Source organism: Arthrobacter sp. 05L44 (assembly GCF_056397605.1).
This window is the reverse complement of the sequence record NZ_JBFTNS010000001.1, coordinates 276,824-291,881: the sequence shown is the minus strand read 5'-3', so window position 1 is coordinate 291,881 and position 15,058 is coordinate 276,824. Positions and strand designations below refer to the sequence as shown.

Genomic DNA, 15,058 nt, shown 5'->3' with positions numbered 1-15,058 from the left:
TGGCCGCGGAACTAAGCACCGGCGCCACTCGTGGCACTAATGACGGCCGCCGCCGCCCCCTGGGCGGCGCCGGCAGTCGCTAGACTGCAGCAACACCTTGCACTTAGACAACTGAAAACCAGCAGCACTGAGACCAGCTATGAGGTACCGAGTTTGTCCCGTCCCAGCACCGTCCCACCCGGAAGGCCACAGCAACGGCGAGGCGCACTGACGCCTACATTAATTGTTGTGGCCCTGATCGTGGTGGGCTTCATTTTCTTCGCCAATGTCTGGACGGACGTCCTCTGGTACCAGCAGCTGGGTTTCTTCGAAGTCTTCCTGACCGAGAACCTCGCGCGGATCATCATCTTCCTCATCGGGTTCGCCGTTATGTTCGCGGCCGTGTTCTTCGCGATCCGGATCGCCTACATCTCGCGTCCGGTCTACGCGCCGGATTCCGAAGTCCGGGACAACCTCAACCGCTACCAGGCCCAGCTTGAGCCCATCCGCCGGGTGGTCATGATCGGGCTGCCGGTGCTCTTCGGGCTCTTCGCCGGAAGCGCAGCCGCCAGCCAGTGGCAGAAGGTCATGCTGTTCCTGAACCAGGAACCCTTCGGGCAGAACGATCCCCAGTTCAACCTGGACATCAGTTTTTACCTGATGACCCTGCCGTTCCTCGGCTTCGTCACCGGCTTCCTGATCAGCGTCGCCGTCGTGGCCGGTGTCGCGGGCATCCTCACGCACTACCTCTACGGCAGCATCCGGCTGATGGAGCGCGGTGTGTTCACGAGCCGGGCCGCCCAGATCCACCTGGCCGTCGCCGGCGCGGCGTTCCTCCTCCTGCTCGGCGCGAACTTCTGGCTGGACCGCTACTCGGCCGTCCTGAACAACGGCGGCCGCTGGGCCGGTGCGCTGTACACCGACGTCAACGCGGTCATCCCCACCAAGGCCATCCTGGCCGTCGCCGCAGGCATTGTTGCCGTGCTCTTTATTGTGGCCGCCGTCGTCGGCAAGTGGCGGCTCCCGGTGATCGGCACGGCCATGCTGGTGATCACCTCGATCCTGGCCGGCGGCGTGTACCCCTGGGTGATCCAGCAGTTCCAGGTCCGCCCCTCGGAGCAGACCCTGGAGAACGAATTCATCAAGCGGAACATCAACATGACCCGCGCCGCCTACGGTCTGGACAAGATCCAGGAGAAGCGGTACGAGGCCACCACCAACGCCACCACCGGCGCCCTCGCCCCGGACGCGCAGACCACGGCCAACATCCGCCTGCTCGACCCGAACCTGATCTCTGACGCCTTCTCCCAGCTCGAGCAGTACCGGCCGTACTACCAGTTCCCGAGCACCCTGAACGTGGACCGCTACGAAGTCAACGGCAAGATCCAGGACACGGTGATCGCGGTCCGCGAGCTGAACCCGGGCGGCCTTGCGACAAACCAGCAGTCCTGGCTCAACCGGCACGTGGTCTACACCCACGGCTACGGTGTGGTCGCGGCCAAGGGCAACAAGTTCACCGCTGACGGCAAGCCCGAGTTCCTGCAGTCCGGCATCCCGTCCACCGGTGTGCTCGGCACCGACACCAGCTACCAGCCGCGGATCTACTTCGGCGAAAACTCCCCGGACTACTCGATCGTCGGCGCCCCTGCGGGAGCGGCGCACCGTGAGCAGGACCGGCCGGCGGCCAAGGAAGGCGACGCCGGAACCCAGTACACGTTCACCGGCAACGGCGGACCGAACGTGGGCGGGTTCTTCAACAAGATCCTCTACGCGATCAAGTTCCAGTCCTCGGACCTGCTGCTCTCCGACGGCGTCAACGCCGAGTCGCAGATCCTCTACGACCGGAGCCCCAAGGACCGTGTGGAAAAGGTCGCGCCGTACCTGACCGTCGACGGAAACGCCTACCCCGCCGTCGTCGACGGCCGGGTGAAGTGGATCGTGGACGGCTACACCACCAGCCCGTACTTCCCGTATTCGCAGCAGGAGCAGCTCTCGGACGCCACGAGGGACTCACAGACCTCGGCCGGACGCACCGCCGCGCTGCCCAGCAACTCGGTCAACTACATCCGCAACTCGGTCAAGGCCACCGTTGATGCTTACGACGGGTCCGTCTCGCTCTATGCCTGGGACGACCAGGATCCGGTCCTGAAGGCCTGGCAGAAGGTCTTCCCGACCTCCTTGAAGCCCTTCTCGGAGATGTCCGGCGCCCTGATGAGCCACGTCCGCTACCCGGAGGACCTTTTCAAGGTCCAGCGTGAACTCCTGGGCCGCTACCACGTGACCAACGCGGACAGCTTCTTCACCAACAACGACGCCTGGTCTGTTCCCAACGATCCGACCGTCAAGGAAGAGGGGGTCAAGCAGCCCCCGTTCTACATGTCGCTGCAGATGCCCGACCAGGAGAAACCGGCCTTCCAGCTGACCTCCTCGTTCATCCCGCAGGTGGTCAACGGCAACGCCCGTAACGTGCTCTACGGCTTCCTGGCCGCGGACTCCGACGCCGGAAACCAGAAGGGCGTGAAGGCGGCGAGCTACGGCCAGCTGCGGCTGCTCCAGATTCCGCCCGAAGCCAACGTCCCCGGCCCCGGGCAGGCGCAGAACAAATTCAACTCCGATCCCACGGTGTCCCAGGCGTTGAACCTGTTGCGCCAGGGCGCGTCGGCGGTGCTCAATGGCAACCTGCTGACCCTGCCGGTGGGTGGCGGCCTGCTCTACGTCCAGCCGGTCTACCTGAAGTCGACGGGGGAGACCTCCTACCCGACGCTGCAGCGGGTCCTGGTGGCGTTCGGTGACAAGATCGGGTTCGCCCCGACCCTGGACGAGGCGTTGAACCAGCTGTTCGGCGGCAGATCCGGCGCTACCGCCGGTGACGCCGCCAACAACGGCCAGACGCCGGCCAGCCCGTCACCGGGCACCACGCCACCGGCCACCGGCGGCAGCACGGACGCCAAGGCCGAGCTGAAGGCGGCGCTCGACGACGCCAACGACGCCATCAAGGCCGGCCAGGCTGCCCTGGCCAAGAGCGACTTCGCGGCTTACGGCGAGCAGCAGAAGAAGCTCTCCGCCGCCCTGGAACGGGCGATCAACGCGGAGGCCAAGATCACAACGCCCTCCCCGTCGCCGTCGGCCACCCCGTCACCGGGCGCCAGCGCATCGCCGTCGGCCAGCCCGTCACCGTCCCCGAGTAAGTAAGCTCCGGAGAACGACAGGCCACCGGGCCGGATTCCCTGCCTCCACGGAGCAGGGGGTCCGGCCCGAGGCGTATGCGCCGGGGATGGGACGCACATCACGCCGCCCCGATTTGGCCTCCCGTTCACCGGCAGGTAAAGTTGTTCTTGCGACGCGGGGTGGAGCAGTTCGGTAGCTCGCTGGGCTCATAACCCAGAGGTCACAGGTTCAAATCCTGTCCCCGCAACTGAGAAAGAGTCCGGAACACTGGAAAGTGTTCCGGACTCTTTGCTTTAACCTCCGGCGAGGGGCGGCCGCGGCCTCCGTCCAGCGCCGGCCGTGGTCGGGCCGTGGTCGGAGACGGGCCGTGGTCGGGACGGCGGCCAAAGTAGGGTAGTCTTGATCAAGCGACGCGGGGTGGAGCAGTTCGGTAGCTCGCTGGGCTCATAACCCAGAGGTCACAGGTTCAAATCCTGTCCCCGCAACCACTGGCAGTAGGAAAAAGGCCCGGATCCAAGGATCCGGGCCTTTTTCGTTGCCTGCCCCCGTCGGTACTTAGGCGTCCTTCAGCCGCTGGTAAGTCTCCAGGGCCCTGGCCCGGGATTCGGGGAGGCCCACGATCGGCTCAGGGTAGTCCGGGGCCCATCCATTGGCCTTCCACGGCTCATGCACGGCCTTGTCATCCAGGCCGGACAGCTCCGGTATGAACGCGCGCAGGTAGCGGCCCGCGGAGTCGAACTTCTTGCTCTGCGTGACCGGGTTGAAGATGCGGAAATAGGGGGAGGCATCGGCGCCGGAGCCGGCCACCCATTGCCAGTTGGCCGGGTTGCTGGCCGAATCCGCGTCGACGAGGGTGTCCCAGAACCAGGCTTCGCCCAGCCGCCAGTCGGCCAGCAGGTTCTTGACCAGGAACGAGGCAGCCGCCATCCGGACGCGATTGTGCATCCAGCCGGTCTGCCAAAGTTGGCGCATGCCGGCATCCACCAGCGGATACCCGGTCGCGCCCTGCTGCCAGGCATGCAGTTCGGCGTCGGACGGTGTCTGCCATTCGAAGCGGTCAAAATCCGGGCGGTAGTTTTTGGTGGCCAGCAGCGGGTTCTCGTAGAGCAACTGCCAGCAGAATTCCCGCCAGCCGAGCTCGGAGCGGTAGATGCCGACGTCGGCCGGCGCGCCGTGCGGGTAGCGTTCCCGCAGCGCGTGCCAGACCCGGAACGGGCTGATCTCCCCGAAGCGCAGGTGCGGGGAGAGCCTGCTGGTCCCCTCCACGCCCGGGACGTCCCGGCCGGTGCCGTACTCGGCGGCGGGCCCGTCGAGGAAGTCATCAAGCCTGCCGTGCGCTCCGGCCTCGCCGGGCGTCCACTCGGCCGCCAAGCCGGCGCTCCAGTCCGGATGCCGGGGGAGGAGCGCCCAGCTGCCCAGCGGTTCGCTCTCCGGCAATTTCCCCCCTGCGGTCTTGGCCGGCGCCGGGAGGTGCTCCGGGGCGTCCAGCGGCTGCCGGGGCTCGGACGAGTCGAGGCACGCTTTCCAGAACGGTGTGAAGACCTTGTACGGGCCGCCGGAACCGTTCCGGACCGTCCACGGCTCGAACATCAGGCTTGCCTGGAAGCTGGAGGCATCGATGCCCTCTCCTGCTGCCCACTCCTTGAGGCCGGCGTCGACGGCGCGTTCCGGTCCTCCGTAGCGCCTGTTCCAGAGCAGCCGGGTGGCGCCGGTTTCCTCGACCAGGGCGCGGATGACCCGGTCTGCCTGCCCGCGGCGCAGGACCAGTCGCGATCCGGCTGCCTTCAGGTCGGCGGAGAGGGCTTTGAGGGAGTGGTGCAGCCACCACTTGACCGCGCCGCCCAGGGGCCGGATCCCGGGGGAGTCCTCGTCGAGGACGTAGACCACCGTGAGCGGCCCGCCCTGCGAGGCGGCCTCGGCCAGCGCCGGGTTGTCGTCGAGTCGGAGATCATCGCGGAGCCACACCAGGGTCGAAGACATGGCTCCACGCTACTGGATCGGAGGCTGGCCCGCCGCCGGGCTCCCCGCGGGACGGCAACGGCCGGGTCCCTGCTGGGACCCGGCCGTGCTGGTAACTCTGTGCTGCTGACTCTGTGCTGGCTGCCGGCCGGACGCGACCGGAGCGGCCTAAAGCTTGTCGAAGTCTGCCTCGTCCACGGTGCTGCCCGCGGCCGAGCCGTTCCCGGCGCCGAGCGCAGGAGTGGCATTGCCGGACTTCAGTGCGGCCAGGCGCGCCTCGATCTCCGTCTGCTCGCCAAGGTCCTCGAGGGAGTTGAACTGGGCGTCGAGGCTGGACGCGGCGAGCTCCTGCTGGCCGCGCACCTTGGCCTCTTCGCGGCGGATCTTCTCTTCGAAGCGGCCCACCTCGGAGGTGGGGTCCATGATGTCGATGCTCTTGAGCGCGTCGTGCACCTGGGACTGCGCGGCGGCCGTCTTGGAGCGGGCCACGAGTTCGTTGCGCTTGCTGGTCAGCTCGTTGAGCTTGCCCTTCATCTGGTCCAGGCCGTTCTTGAGCTTGTCCACGACGTCGGACTGGGACGCGATGCTGGGCTCCGCCGACTTCGCCTCGTTCTCCGAGGTCATCTGGCGCTGCAGGGCCACCTTGGCGAGGTTGTCGAACTTCTCGGCGTCAGCGGTGTCGCCCTTGGCACGGTACTCATCGGCCTTGCGGGAGGCGGCAAGTGCCTTGTTGCCCCAGTCCTGGGCGTTCTTGATGTCCTCGTTGTAGTCGTCCTGGAGCATACGCAGGTTGCCGATGGTCTGGGCGACCGCCGATTCCGCCTCGGCGATGTTGTTCGTGTAGTCGCGGACCATCTGGTCCAGCATCTTCTGCGGATCTTCGGCCTGATCGAGCAAGGAGTTGATGTTCGCCTTCGCCAGCTGCGCCATGCGGCCGAAAATGGACTGCTTAACCATGGTGTTACCTTTCGTCCTATCCGGTGGTGGACACCGGATTCGGTGAACAGTGAATGTACCGCTTCTACCCGCCGGCTGGAGTAATTCCGCCGGCGCCTAGTCTGTTACCGGCAGGCTAGAAGTCGCCTCCGCCGCCGAAATCGCCGCCCCAGCCTCCGCCGGAATCGCCGCCGCCACCCCAGCCACCGCCGGAGTCACCGCCGCCGCCCCAGCCTCCGCCGCCGCCCCAGCCGCCGCCACCTCCGCCGCCGCCGCCGTGCAGGATGGAGTTGATCAGGATCCCGCCGAGGATGGCGCCGCCCAGGCCGCCGCCTCCGCCGCCGCCGAACATGCCGCCCCGGCCGTAGCCCTGGTTGGCGTAGCCACCGAACTGGTCCACGTCCGCCTGGGCCTGCTGGGCCGCCTGGGCGGCGAGTGCGTGCGCCTGCTGGGCGTACTGCAGGGCAGTCACGGGGTCCGTGCGGGAAATGGACAAAGCGTAGTCAAGGTTGCGCTGCGCCTCGGCGAGACGGGTACGCGCTTCGGTGCCGACTCCGCCGCGGCGTGCCGTGATGTAGTCGGACGTGGCGCTGATCTGCGCCTGCGCGGACATGATGCTCTGCTGCAGCGAGGCCTGCGCCCGGCGGACCTGCTCCTGCTGGTCCCGGATCCCGGAAAGCGAGGCATCAAGCGACTGGTGGGCGTTCTCGACGCGCTCCAGCGTGGCGATGGGGTCGATCTTCCCGGCCTGAATCTCGGCTTTCACCTGGGCCAGGGCCGCTTCGACTCCGGCCACGGGCCCGGCGAGCTCGGGGTGGGCGCCCGACTGGATCATGGCCCGGGCCTGGGCGAGGTCCTGTGAGGTGTCCACGACGGCGGCCTCGAGGCCGTTGCGGGCCTCATCGAGGTTGCCCGCAACCTTGGCGATGGCATCGAGCAGCACGTTGGTCTGGTGCAGGCTCTCCTCGGCGGCCCGGACGGCGACGGCGGCGAGGCTGCCCTCCCCGCCGTTCAGCTTCTCCCGGGCCGTGGCGGAGGCGTTCTGCACGAAGGCGAGGCGCTCCTTGGCCTGGGTAATGTTGTCGGCCACCTGGGTCAGTGCGCTGTCCGCGTACTTTGCACGGAGCCCGTCCAGGGATTGCTCCGCCGCAGCGATTTTTGCCTCCGCGGCCTGCGCCCCGGTGCCCACCTCGGCCAGGGCCTGCGGGGCGTTCTTCTCCAGCTCCCGCAGGGAATCGAAGTCCGCTTTCTGTTCCTTCAGGGAGGCCAGGGCGGCCTCCGAGCGCCGGATGATTTCGCCGTACCAGGTGCGCTGCTGTTCCTCGGTGTCAGGGATGTGGTCATCCAGCTGCTGCTGCAGCTTGAAGGACTCACTCATGTGGGCTTTGGCGTCCTGGAGGGCTTTGGTGAAGTTCCCGACGGCGGCGTCCCCGTACTGCGCCTGGGCGAAGCCAAGTTCCTGCTCGCTGGACTTGATGGCATCGTCCGCTTCGATCAGCAGGGATCCGCTCTTGCGGCGCAACTCCTCGACGCTCAGCCCGGCCAGCGGGTCCAGCTCGGCGCCCTGCGGGCCGTACGCACTGCCCGCGGCCGCGCTCTTTTTCCGCCTGTTCCGGAGGTACAGGTACGTCCCGACACCGCCGGCGGCAACGACGCCGACGCCAACCAGCACGCCGCCTCCGGCGCCTGACGGCACCGAACCGCTGCCTCCGCCGGCGGCGTCGCCGATGGCCGCCGCGGTGTCGATGGCGGCCTGCGCATAGTCGCCGTTACGCAGCTGCGGATCGACGGCGTTCTTGATGATGTTCTCGCGCTGGGTGTTCGTGATCTTGCTGTTGACCGGCTTGCTCAGCTGGTACTTGCGGGCCTGGGTGGCGACGGCGAGGACCAGCGAGTTGGACCCCAGGTTCGCCTTCTCGGCGACGGCCTGCGCCCACTGTCCGCTGTCAGTCGGGTTCTGGAACGTCTTGACGTAAACCACGTAGAGGTTCATCTGGTGGTCGGTGCCGAGTTTCTTGATGGCCGCCTCAACATCCGGCTTCTTGCCGCCCAGGACGCCGGCGGAATCGACAATCTTGTTGGCAGGATCCAGGGTGACCGGATCTTCCGCGAAGGCGGGCGCGGCGGGGAGTGCCAGCAGCCCGGCGACGCCCAGCACGGCGAGGAATCGTTTCGTCATTGACCGCATGTGCAACCCTTCAGCACTTCTGTGACCGGATCGGGCCGAGCCGGTCGTCTCAGAACGCAGCAGCGCCCCCACGCAGGTGTAAAGCCGCAGGTCGCTGTGGCGATTCCATTTGATTCTATGGTGCACCCCGGAGGCCGTCCACAGCCGGGAATATGCCACCAGCGAAACGCGCTGAACCGGGCGGCAGGCCATGCCGAAGAACCCGCCGGAAGCGCAGCGGCGTTCAGGAACCTCCCAGCAAATGTTCGCTCTTGTTCCAGCGAGTGCGGCCATAATTGAGTGCAGACGAGGATGAAAGGAAGTCCCATGACTGAGAACCCACTGCAGGGCGCGTCACCGGATCCATCAGCAAAGGACCGGGAGCCGGTTGCGGCTTCCGGGTCCTCCGCCGACGCTCCGCAGGCCGCGCCGGCGGAGGACGCAGCCGGGGCCAACCCGACCATGCGGCTCGACCGCCCGGAAGACGCCCCGCGGCCCGTATACCCGCAGCGGGAACCGGCCTACGGCCAGCACGCCGCCCCCGACACACAGCAGTTTGGCGGCCCTTACAACTACGGCGCCGGCGCCAACGGCGGCTACGGCAACCAGCCGCCGGCCGGCCCCTACAACCACAACTTCAACCAGCCCGGGAATGCCCCGAAGCGTAAAGCGGCCTTCGGTGTGCCCACGCTCGTCGCTAGCATCCTTGCCGCCGGCCTGGTGGGCGGCGGAGTGGTCGCCGGCGGGAATGCCCTGATCGGCAACCGTTCGCTGGCCGCCACCGGCGGCACCAGCCAGTCCGGCACCGTGATCGTCAACAACAAGGACGACGTCAACGCCATCACCGCCGCCGCCGAGAAGGCCTCACCCAGCGTGGTGACCATCAAAGCCACCAGCGGCAGCGACGGCGGCACCGGATCCGGCATCATCCTCGACGGCGAAGGCCACATCCTTACCAACACCCACGTGGTTACCCTTGACGGCAAGTCGGCGAACGCCGCCGTCGAGGTCCGCACGAGCACCGGCAAGGTCTTCAGTGCCAAGATCGTCGGCACGGACCCGCTCTCCGACCTCGCCGTCATCAAGGTGGACAATCCGGCGGGGCTGGTCCCGGCCACCCTCGGCGACTCGGACAAGCTCAACGTCGGTGACACCGCCGTCGCGATCGGGTCCCCGCTGGGCCTGACCGGTACGGTCACGGACGGCATCGTCTCCACCCTGAACCGCACCATCAGTGTCGCGTCCTCGGCCGCCCCCAAGAACGGCGCCGACAACTCCCAGGGCGGCGACCAGGGCTTCCAGTTCGCTCCTCCCGGCGGGGGACAGGCCCCCAGCACCGCTGACCAGGGCAGCATCTCGATCAACGTCATCCAGACCGACGCCGCCATCAACCCTGGCAACTCCGGCGGTGCTCTGGTCAGCAGCAAGGGTGAAATCATCGGCGTGAACGTCGCCATCGCCTCGGCCGGCGGGGACTCCGCCGGCAGCAGCAGCAGCGGCAACATCGGCGTCGGCTTCAGCATCCCGATCAACAACGCCAAGCGCGTCGCCCAGGAGATCATCAGCAACGGCAAGGCCACCCACGGCCAGCTCGGGGTGAGCGTGAAGGCCAAGGCGGCGGGCACCTCGTCCTCCGGTTTCTCTGTAGGCGCAGACGTGGCCACGGTGGAGCCAAGCTCCGCCGCCGACAAAGCCGGCATCAGGGTGGGCGACGTCATCACCAAGTTCCAGGACCGCTCCATCAGCGATCCGAACCAGCTCACGGCCGCAGTCCGCGAGCAGGCAGCCGGCGCGAAGGTCCAGGTCACCGTCCTCCGCGGCGGCAAGGAACAGCAGCTTGATGTGACGCTGGGCGCAGCCGCCGAGCAGTAACAACAGCAGCAGTAGCGGCAGCACCCGCCGACGCGGGAAGTACAACGAGAAGCCGGCCGGCGCCCTGAGGGGTGGCGGCCGGCTTCGCCGTTCCGGGCACGCACGTCAGCCCGGGACCGATCCCCGGGGGCCGCTCCCGGACGCCCTCTCCGCGGGCAGCTGACACAGGCGTTAACCGGGGCCGCGCCGTGGCCCCGCTATATGGTTAGCTTGGAGCAGCCCGGCCGCCCGGGCACCCCTGGCCACGACCCCACCCGGCTGGCCGCCCCCGGCATGGAAGGCTGCTGTAAACACAGTGGAAGAGACTTTGAAAATCATCGTGCTCGTCAAGCACGTTCCGGACGCGCAGTTCGACCGGCACCTCAGCGGTGCGGCCAACACCACCGACCGGTCCGAGAGCATCCTGTCCGAACTGGACGAATACGCCCTGGAAGCGGCGCTGCAGCTGAGCGAGGCCCGCGGCGGCGAAGCCGCGGGAAATAAGGTCATTGCCCTGAGTATGGGCCCGGCCGGCGCCGTCAACGCCGTCAAGAAATCGCTGCAGATCGGCGCCACCGAGGGCGTGCACCTCAGCGACGAGGCGCTGGCCGGCTCGGATGCCGCTGCCACCTCCCTGGCCCTGGCCGCGGCGATCCGCCACCTTGGCGCCGACTCCCCGGCGGACCTCATCCTCACCGGAATGGCCTCCACTGACGGCGAAACGTCCCTGGTGCCCGCCCAGCTCGCCGAGCGCCTGGGCCTGCCCCAGGTGACCTTCGCGGCCTCCCTCGACCTGGACGGCGGCACCCTCACCGCCCGCCGCGACGGCGACTCCCACGCCGACACCGTCGAGGCCACCCTGCCTGCCGTGGTCTCGGTCACCGACCAGATCAACGATCCGCGGTACCCGAACTTCAAGGGCATTATGGCGGCGAAGAAGAAAACCATCACCACCCTGACCCTGGCCGATATCGGCGTCGAGCCCGGCGAGGTGGGCCTCGCGGGGTCCTGGACCACGGTTGAGACGGCGGACCTCCGGCCGCCGCGGACGGCCGGCACCATCATCACCGACGACGGCGACGCCGGCATCAAGCTGGTGGACTTCCTGGCCGCCCAGAAGCTGCTCTAAGAAAGTTCCAGACATGGCAAAAGCACTCGTTTTCATCGATACCCCGGGTCCGGCGCTGAAGAAATCCAGCCTGGAACTGCTCACGATCGCCCGCGGCCTGGGCGAGGTGGCTGTGGCGTTCAACGGCGGCCTGCAGGACGACGTCAGCGCCGCCCTCGCGGCCTACGGCGCGTCCGAGCTCTACGTCCCGTCGGCGGCGGACCTCAACGACTACCTCGTCGGTCCCAAAGCCGCCTTCCTCGCGGCGGCCGCCGAGGCCTCCGGGGCGGACATCGTGCTGGCGGACAACACCGCCGAAGGCAAGGAGATCGCCGCGCGGCTGGGAATCAAGCTCCGCGCAGGCGTCATCACCGACGTCGTCGCCGTGGACCCGGACGGGACCGCGCACAAATCCGTGCTCGCCGGCGCCTACACCACCACGGCCCGGGCCACCACGCCCGTCGCGGTACTGACCGTCAAAGCCAACAGCGCTGAGCCGGAGCCGGCCGCCGTCCCCACCGCCCCGCAGGCCGTGACCGTGGACGTGCCGGGCGGCGCCACCGCCTCGGCGGCCCGGGTGACCGGGCGGACCGAGAAGGCCGCCAGCGGGCGCCCCGAGCTCTCCGAAGCCAGGATCGTCGTGGCCGGCGGCCGCGGCGTCGACGGAAACTTCGGGCCGCTTGAGGACCTCGCCGACGCTCTCGGCGCCGCTATCGGCGCTTCCCGCGCCGCCACGGATGCCGGCTGGATCGGCCACGACGCACAGGTGGGCCAGACCGGCAAGACGGTGTCGCCGCAGCTTTACCTCTCCGCAGGTATTTCCGGGGCCGTCCAGCAGAAGTCCGGCATGCAGACGGCCAAGGTGATCGTGGCGGTGAACAAGGACGCCGAGTCGCCGGTCTTTGAGATCGCCGACTTCGGCATTGTCGGTGACCTCTTCCAGGTCCTCCCGCAGGCCACCGAAGAAATCAAGAAACGCAAGGCTGACCAGTGAGCACCAATGCCCCCGCGGCGCAGAGCCCGTTCGACCCGGACCACACCCGGATCGGGCGGGTGCTTTGTTTCGCCGCTCACCCGGACGACATCGACTTCGGGGCAGCCGGCACCATTGCGGGCTGGACCGCGGCCGGCGTCGAGGTCAGCTACTGCATCATGACCGACGGTGACGCCGGCGGGTTCGACCCGGAGCAGCGTGAGGAGATCGTCGCCCTCCGCACGCGGGAGCAGGAGCGTGCCGCGGCCCTCGTCGGCGTGACGGACATCCACTACCTCCACCAGCGTGACGGCTACCTGGAGCCGTCACACGAAGTCATACGGGAGGTGGTGCGGCTGATCCGCCGGCTCCGCCCCGACGTCGTGCTGGCCATGCACCCCGAACGCAACTGGACCCGGATCCAGAAGAGCCACCCGGACCACCTGGCCGTGGGGGAGGCGGTGACCCGGGCGGTCTACCCGGCCCTGGAGAACCCGTTCGCCTATCCGGAACTTGCTGCCGCCGGGCTGGAGGCCTACAAACTGCCCTGGCTGTGGCTCTTCGCAGGCCCGGAGGAACGGGAAAACCACTTCGTGGACGTGTCGGCGAACGTCGAGCAGAAGCTTGAGGCAATCCACGTCCACACCAGCCAGCACCCCGACGCCGAGGCCATGGACCGCATGGTGCGGGGCCTGATGGCCGCCACCGGGAAACGCGGGGGACTCGCGCCGGGCCGCAGCGCCGAGGCGTTCCACGTGGTCGCTGTGAACGGCCCGGGAACCATCGCGGGTTTCTAGTGTTGCCCCGGCGTGAGCGCTGCCATATGCTTGCCTCTGTTTAAATCATATTTATTGATGGAAGGCAGACTTTAATGGCGAAGACTGCGCAGCACCCCGTTCTGGTCATCATGGGCGTCTCGGGCTCGGGCAAATCCACCGTGGCGGGCCTGCTCGCCGGGCGGCTCGGCTGGGACCTCGCGGAAGGCGATGACCTGCACCCGGCAGCCAACGTCGCCAAGATGCACGCCGGCCAGCCCCTGACCGACGAGGACCGCTGGCCCTGGCTGGACAGCATCGCCGGCTGGATCAGGGACCACACCACCGCGGACACCCCCGGCATCGTGACCTGCTCGGCCCTGAAGAAGCGCTACCGCGACGTGCTCCGCGGCGAGGGTGTGGTGTTTGTCTTCCTGGAGGGCAGCAAGGACCGGATCTCGGACCGGCTGGCCTCCCGGCACGGCCACTTTATGCCGCCGGCGCTGCTGGACTCCCAGTTCGACGCCCTGGAGGCCCCCACAGGCGACGAGAACTTCATCACGCTCTCAGTCGGGGCCACCCCGGCCGACGAGGCCCAGGAAATCATCGACCGGCTTCACCTCAACGGTGCCGACGCCGCCACCCGCTGACCGGGCACCGGCCAGCACTCTTTCTTCCCGCTAGGAACCCCTTGTGAATTCATTTGCAGTTACGCAGCTCCCCGCCGCCGTCGAGGCCTGGACCGGCCACGACACCCAGCTCCTGGTGGTCGCGGCCCTCGGCATCGCGCTGATTGTGGTGCTGATCGCCAAGTTCAAGCTCCACCCCTTCCTTGCCCTGGTGCTGGGCTCGGCCTTCGTCGGACTCGCCTCGGGTGTGGAACCGGCCAAAATCATCAGCAACTTCGAGGACGGTGTGGGCGGCGTCCTGAAGGAAGTCGGCCTGCTCATTGCCCTCGGCGCCATGCTCGGCAAGCTTCTGGCCGACTCCGGCGGGGCCAACCGGGTGGTGGACACCCTGCTCGCCAAGGCAGGCGGAAACCGGGTGGTCTGGTCCATCACGCTGGTCGCGGTGATCATCGGCCTGCCGATGTTCTTCGAGATCGGTCTGGTGCTGCTGCTCCCGGTAATCGTGCTGGTCACGCAGCGCTCCAAAATGCCGCTGATGCGCATCGCCATCCCGGCCCTGGCCGGACTGTCCGTGCTGCACGGCCTGGTGCCGCCGCACCCCGGACCCCTGATCGCGCTTAGCGCCGTCAAGGCCGAACTCGGCACCACCCTGGCCCTCGGACTCCTCGTGGCCGTCCCGACCGTCATCATCTGCGGACCCCTGTTTTCCCGGCTCGCGGCCAAATGGGTCCCGGTCGGAGCTCCCGCCGTCGCCGGCGGCATCGACACCGAACACGGTGCCGACCTGGAAGGCGTCAAGCGCCAGCCCAGCTTCCCGGTGACGCTGATGACCATCGTCTTCCCCGTGGTCCTGATGCTGCTCAAGGCCGTTGTGGACATCATCTGGCCGGATCCCGCGACCGCGCCGTGGGTCCGGGTGTTCTTCGACTTCGTCGGGCAGCCGCTGGTGGCGATGACCCTGGCGGTTCTGCTGGCCATCGGCACCTTCGGCTACGCCGTGGGGTTCACCGGTAACAAAATCACCACCAAGATCGGTGCCAGCCTGGGCCCGATCGCCGCGATCCTGTTGATCGTGGGCGCCGGCGGCGGCTTCAAGCAGACCCTGATCGGCGCCGGCGTGGGCGACGCCGTCAAGAAGTGGGCCGAGGGCGCGAACATGTCCGTGCTGGTCCTGGGCTTCCTGGTGGCCGTCGCGCTGCGCCTGGCGACCGGGTCCGCCACCGTGGCCACGGTGACCGCGGCCGGCATTGTGTCGCCGCTGGCGAGCTCGCTGACCCCGACGCATGCGGCCCTGCTGGCCCTGGCCATCGGAGCCGGATCGCTCTTCCTCTCACACGTCAACGACGCCGGGTTCTGGTTGGTCAAGGAACTCTTTGGCCTGAGTGTGGGGCAGACATTCAAGACCTGGTCCGTAATGGAAACACTGATCTCCGTGGTGGGCTTTGCCTTCGTTATGCTGCTCTCGCTGATCATCTAGCCACCCGCGGCAGCACCGCGTCCGGACACAACAGCACCACAAAGCCGCGCCGGCCC

Annotated in this window: 10 protein-coding genes and 2 tRNA genes; 9 read left to right on the top strand and 3 right to left on the bottom strand. The window is 67.8% G+C overall.

Translation table 11 applies throughout. From position 1 onward, the window contains the following. The first annotated feature begins 153 nt into the window (after positions 1-153). The 3 genes from AC1DHY_RS01310 to AC1DHY_RS01300 all read left to right on the top strand — a co-directional run bounded on the left by AC1DHY_RS01310 (position 154) and on the right by AC1DHY_RS01300 (position 3,635). Positions 154-3,171, top strand: a complete 3,018-nt coding sequence (locus tag AC1DHY_RS01310; RefSeq protein WP_476878645.1) for a UPF0182 family membrane protein — start codon at positions 154-156, stop codon at positions 3,169-3,171. Between the two features lie 149 nt (positions 3,172-3,320). Further along, a tRNA-Met gene (locus AC1DHY_RS01305) sits at positions 3,321-3,394 on the top strand. Between the two features lie 164 nt (positions 3,395-3,558). Next, a tRNA-Met gene (locus AC1DHY_RS01300) sits at positions 3,559-3,635 on the top strand. Between the two features lie 67 nt (positions 3,636-3,702). On the opposite strand, the gene AC1DHY_RS01295 is transcribed toward AC1DHY_RS01300, so the two are convergent. The 3 genes from AC1DHY_RS01295 to AC1DHY_RS01285 form a co-directional block, all read right to left on the bottom strand. After that, complete coding sequence (locus tag AC1DHY_RS01295; protein WP_476903055.1) at positions 3,703-5,127, bottom strand: cryptochrome/photolyase family protein; 1,425 nt, start codon at positions 5,125-5,127, stop codon at positions 3,703-3,705. A gap of 147 nt (positions 5,128-5,274) precedes the next feature. Beyond that, on the bottom strand, positions 5,275-6,063 hold the full coding sequence (locus AC1DHY_RS01290) for a PspA/IM30 family protein (RefSeq protein WP_476878643.1): 789 nt from the start codon (positions 6,061-6,063) through the stop codon (positions 5,275-5,277). 115 nt (positions 6,064-6,178) lie between these two features. Next, positions 6,179-8,230, bottom strand: coding sequence for a TPM domain-containing protein (locus AC1DHY_RS01285; protein ID WP_476903054.1), 2,052 nt, complete (start codon positions 8,228-8,230; stop codon positions 6,179-6,181). Between the two features lie 306 nt (positions 8,231-8,536). On the opposite strand from AC1DHY_RS01285, the gene AC1DHY_RS01280 reads away from it, so the two are divergent. The 6 genes from AC1DHY_RS01280 to AC1DHY_RS01255 all read left to right on the top strand — a co-directional run bounded on the left by AC1DHY_RS01280 (position 8,537) and on the right by AC1DHY_RS01255 (position 15,002). Further along, positions 8,537-10,081, top strand: coding sequence for a S1C family serine protease (locus tag AC1DHY_RS01280; RefSeq protein WP_476903053.1), 1,545 nt, complete (start codon positions 8,537-8,539; stop codon positions 10,079-10,081). A gap of 307 nt (positions 10,082-10,388) precedes the next feature. Then, on the top strand, positions 10,389-11,189 hold the full coding sequence (locus AC1DHY_RS01275; protein ID WP_476880502.1) for an electron transfer flavoprotein subunit beta/FixA family protein: 801 nt from the start codon (positions 10,389-10,391) through the stop codon (positions 11,187-11,189). A 13-nt stretch (positions 11,190-11,202) separates the two neighbouring features. Further along, positions 11,203-12,162, top strand: coding sequence for an electron transfer flavoprotein subunit alpha/FixB family protein (locus AC1DHY_RS01270; RefSeq protein ID WP_476880501.1), 960 nt, complete (start codon positions 11,203-11,205; stop codon positions 12,160-12,162). Next, complete coding sequence (locus AC1DHY_RS01265) at positions 12,159-12,938, top strand: PIG-L deacetylase family protein (RefSeq protein ID WP_476903052.1); 780 nt, start codon at positions 12,159-12,161, stop codon at positions 12,936-12,938. The genes AC1DHY_RS01270 and AC1DHY_RS01265 overlap by 4 nt, the downstream gene beginning before the upstream one ends. Before the next feature lie 74 nt (positions 12,939-13,012). Then, the gene (locus AC1DHY_RS01260; RefSeq protein WP_476880607.1) at positions 13,013-13,546 is read left to right on the top strand and encodes a gluconokinase; all 534 of its coding nucleotides are present in this window, start codon (positions 13,013-13,015) and stop codon (positions 13,544-13,546) included. Between the two features lie 43 nt (positions 13,547-13,589). After that, complete coding sequence (locus tag AC1DHY_RS01255) at positions 13,590-15,002, top strand: GntT/GntP/DsdX family permease (protein WP_476903051.1); 1,413 nt, start codon at positions 13,590-13,592, stop codon at positions 15,000-15,002. The last annotated feature ends 56 nt before the right edge of the window (positions 15,003-15,058 follow it).